The sequence below is a fragment of the Pseudomonas caricapapayae genome (genome assembly GCF_001400735.1).
Lineage (GTDB): Bacteria > Pseudomonadota > Gammaproteobacteria > Pseudomonadales > Pseudomonadaceae > Aquipseudomonas > Aquipseudomonas caricapapayae.
In genome coordinates this window covers 1-4,191 of the sequence record NZ_LJPW01000101.1, presented here as the reverse complement: position 1 = coordinate 4,191, position 4,191 = coordinate 1, and the positions used below count along the sequence as shown (strand labels likewise).

2 protein-coding genes are annotated in these 4,191 nt (G+C 60.5%); both read left to right on the top strand.

Going from position 1 to position 4,191, the window contains the following annotated elements:
* Positions 1-317: 317 nt before the first annotated feature.
* On the top strand, positions 318-2,834 hold the full coding sequence (locus ALO80_RS14450) for a TonB-dependent receptor (protein ID WP_055009487.1): 2,517 nt from the start codon (positions 318-320) through the stop codon (positions 2,832-2,834).
* Positions 2,835-2,871: 37 nt separating this feature from the next.
* A partial coding sequence (locus tag ALO80_RS14445) for a phytase (protein WP_055009486.1) occupies positions 2,872-4,191 on the top strand: 1,320 nt, incomplete at its 3' end.

Sequence of the window (4,191 nt, the reverse complement as noted above, 5' to 3'; positions counted from 1 at the left end):
TCGTCTGTGCCATCGCGGTGAAAAGCGTTTTAGAGCAGTGTGGTTAAAGGCACGTGGCGAAAGCTGATGACTATCGTGCCGACGCTCCGCGTCGGCATGCAGTTCGTGACGCTCTGCGTCACACGTGGGCTTTCGATTCCGGCCAGCGCTTTCTGAAAGTCAAATCAGCTCATTTACCTGTCCGGTTTCCCTAAAACCCGCCGTTTTCAGCCTCTGCGCGCGTTACCTGTCACAGAACCGTCACTGCACGACTCTAGCTTGCGCTTCCAGTTGCCGGGCCATTTGCCTGGCCTGTCGGGATTTCGGGGAGGACATACATGTACAGGCGTCGCAGCAGGACCCAACTGGTCGGTTTCACACTCAGCGCGCTGGCGTTTGCGATTGCCAGCGAGCGTTTGCAGGCTGCCGAAGCTGACACGGTCGAGCACGTGCAAGTGGTCGGGCAGGCTGCAAGTATCGACAACGCGCTCAAGGAGCAACGCAGCTCCGACAGTATCAAGAGCGTGGTACATGCCGATGGTGTTGCGCAGTTGCCGGACCAGAATGTCGCCGAAGCGGTACAGCGCCTGCCGGGCGTCAGCGTCGAGCGCGATCAGGGTGAGGGGCGTTTCGTCACCGTGCGCGGGCTGGCCCCCGACCTGAACAGCGTGACCATCAATGGTACGCTGGTGCCCGCCCCGGAAAGCGACCGACGCGCCGTGGCGCTGGATGTTCTGCCCGCCGAACTGGTGCAGTCCTTGTCGGTGATCAAGACCCTGACCCCGGACATGGACGCCAATTCGCTGGGCGGCACAGTCGATGTCGAGAGCCTTTCGGCCTTCGATCACAAGGGGCTGTTTTACACCGGCAGCAACGAAGCCAGCTACGACAAGAACACGCACCAGACCAGCCCCAAGTTTTCCGGCGCGGCGAGCAATCGATTCAGCCTTGGCGACGGCATCGACAACTTCGGGGTGGCGGCAGCGCTGAGCTGGCAGAAGCGCGATTTTGGCTCCGACAACGTCGAAACCGGCGGTGACTGGGATGGCGCGCGCCTGCAATCATTCGAACAGCGCGACTACGACATCAGTCGCGAACGCGCCGGGGGCGGCCTGAACTTCGATTATCGGCCCGATGATGCCAGCAAATACTACCTGCGCACCCTGTACAGCCGCTTCAAGGACGATGAAGTGCGCACCACTAACGGTTTCGAGTTCAGCGACGCGCAGAGCGCCGGGCAGACCGGTGATGCCGAGGGCACACGCAAGCTCAAGGCACGTACCGAAACCCAGGAAATCCAGTCCTACGTGTTCGGGGGCGAGCGCATGGCCGGCCTGTGGACCCTCAGTGGCCAGGCCGGTTACAGCGAGTCCAGCGAAGATAGCCCCAGCCATATTGCCGGGGCCACGTTCGTGGGCAACGATGATTTCGCCGACACGGGCTTCTACGACCGCGACAAGCCCAGGCCCATCGTAGGTCCAGCGTTCTACGACGACTCGAACTTCACGCTGGACAAGGTCGACCGGGAAAAGCAGTACACCAAAGACACCGAGAAGAACGTGCGGCTTGACCTGGCCCGCGATTACGACTTCAAGGGCTATGCCTCGCAATTCAAGTTCGGTGGCAAGGTCAGTCGTCGCGACAAGAGCAACGATCTGGACGTCTGGAAGTACAAGGATTTCGATGACTTGGGTTTCAGCGATCAGCAGTTGAACCTGACGCAGTTCCAGAAAGGCACGATCGACTATCGACTGGACAATTTCGGCAGCGGCATCAGTCCCGGAGCGGTCAAGGGGCTGATCGGAGGCTTGAATGCTGCCGACGCCTACGACGAGTCCGAAAGCCGTGCCAATGATTTCAAGATCAACGAAGACGTCAACGCCGGTTACTTCATGAACACGCTGGATGTCGATAAATGGCGTTTCATTGCCGGTCTGCGTTACGAAGGCACAGAGATGAACGCCAAAGGCACAGGCGTACGCGATGGGGCGTTTGAGTCCAGTGCCACCGAGCGTCGCTATCACCACTGGTTGCCGGGCCTGCACGCCCGTTATCAGATCGACAAAAGCACTCAGTTGCGCGCTGCCTGGACCAAAACCGTAGTGCGTCCGACGTTCGGACAGCTGGCACCGGGCTTTGTGATCGACGATGACGAAGCGTCTTTCGGTAACCCGAATCTGAAGCCGCTGGAGTCGAGCAACCTGGACCTGGGCATCGAACATTTCATGGGGCGTGCGGGGACGGTGTCGGCGTTCATGTTCTACAAGGATATTCAGAATTTTGTCTACAACACCGACCTGGCAGGTACCGGGCAGTGGGCGAACTTCTCCGAAGCCAATACTTACGCCAACGGTGACAAGGCCAAGCTTTACGGCCTGGAACTGGCCTATTCGCAGAAGCTCGACTGGCTGCCATCGCCGTGGAATGGCCTGTTGCTGGGTGCCAACGCCACGTTGAGCCGCTCTGACGCCAGTATCGACGGTTTTGACCAGGGCACCGGCACCTACCGCAAGCGCGACATCGACCTGCCCAGTCAGTCGAAGACGGTCGGCAACGTCATGCTGGGCTGGGAGAACGACAAGCTTAGCCTGCGCCTTTCAGCCAACTACAAATCGGCCTACCTCTACGAGCTGGCATCGATCGGCGACAAGGACCATGACCAGTACGTTGACGCCCAGACCTTCGTCGACTTCAGCGCGCGCTACTCGCTGACGAAGAACCTCAAGGTCAGCTTCGAGGCGCAGAACCTCACCGATCAGCCGTATTTCGTCTACAGCGGGCATCGCGCCTACAACGGCCAGTACGAAGAGTACGGCCCGACCTACAAGGTCGGCCTGACCTTCACCCATTTCTGATCGATCTGACGCGCTCATTCAAAGGATTCAACCGTTCATGATGATTTCGCTATCACCCAAGCCAGTGTGCCTGGCGCTATTGCTTTATCTGGCAGGCGGAGCTGCGCACGCTTCGCCACCGGTGGACCTGAACCTGGCACGCTGGGCCGAAAACGAGCCGTTCAAGGCCCAATCCGCGGTCTTTCTGCCAGGCAGTGACGGAGCCCGCCGCCTGGCTGCGAGCGTCAAGGCCGGGCTGTTGCTGCTGGACGAGCAGGGCCGCGAGCTGGCGAACATGCCCGGGTCATTTCAAGGGCTGGACAGCCGCTCCACAGGCAGCAGCGTGCTCATAGCGACGCTGGATAACTCCCGCCAACAGGCAATGCTGACCCGGCTTGACCCGTCGCGTGGGCACTGGTCGACGCCGGTTTATGTGCCCGCACGTGATTATTCAGTCGCCGGTTTGTGCCTGTACCGCGATGAGGCCAGCAATCTGTTTGTGTTTCTGGTGGGCGAGGAGGGCAAGGGTGAGCAATGGCTGGTGGGTGCAGGCGATGGGCTGAACGACACGCCGCGCCTGGTGCGCCAGCTGCCGTTACCGCCAAATGCCGAGTTTTGCCAGGTCGACGACGCTGCGCACAGGTTGTTTGTCAATGAACTGAACATCGGCTGGTGGGCCTACCCGGCGCACCCCGAGGCGGATGTCGCCCGTCAGCCGGTGGCCCTGCGTGAGCCGTTCGGCGAGTTGAAACAGGCAGCAGGTGCGATGGCCATTGTGCCAGGCGGTTTGCTGGCGCTGGACCCGAAAGGCAAGGCGTTGCATCTCTATCAGCAACAAACGTCGCAGTTGGCCTGGACGCCGGTGGCCGACCTGTCATTGATGAGCCTGAAAAAGCCCGAAGGTCTCTCGGTGCGTGAAGACAAGGGCGGTCTGCAGGTGCTGGTCAACGACAATGACGGTGAGCGCCTGTATCAGGGCCGACTGAACTGGACGCCCGCACCGGTCGCCGTTGCCGCGCCGCTGCCGAGTGTCATGCCGGTCAGCCAGAGCCAGCCGGTCGGGCGTCAGGGTGACGCCGCCGATGACCCGGCCATCTGGGTCCACCCGAAAAATCCCGCACTCAGCCGCGTGCTGGGCACCAACAAAAAACAGGGGCTGCTGGCTTACGACCTCAGCGGCAAGCAGTTGCAGTCGTTGCCGGTAGGACGTCTGAATAATGTCGATGTACGTCCCGGCTTCATGCTCGGCAAAAAGCATGTCGACCTGGCGGTGGCCAGTAACCGTGATCGTAACAGCCTGAGTCTGTTCAGCATCGACCGGGTCAGCGGCCTGATTCGTGAAGCAGGGGAAATCCCTACGCCACTGGCGGAAATCTAC

What these genes read in the sequence shown, in the direction of transcription:
- ALO80_RS14450 (WP_055009487.1), top strand. Translation starts at nt 318, where the DNA reads ATGTACAGGCGTCGCAGCAGGACCCAACTGGTCGGTTTCACACTCAGC.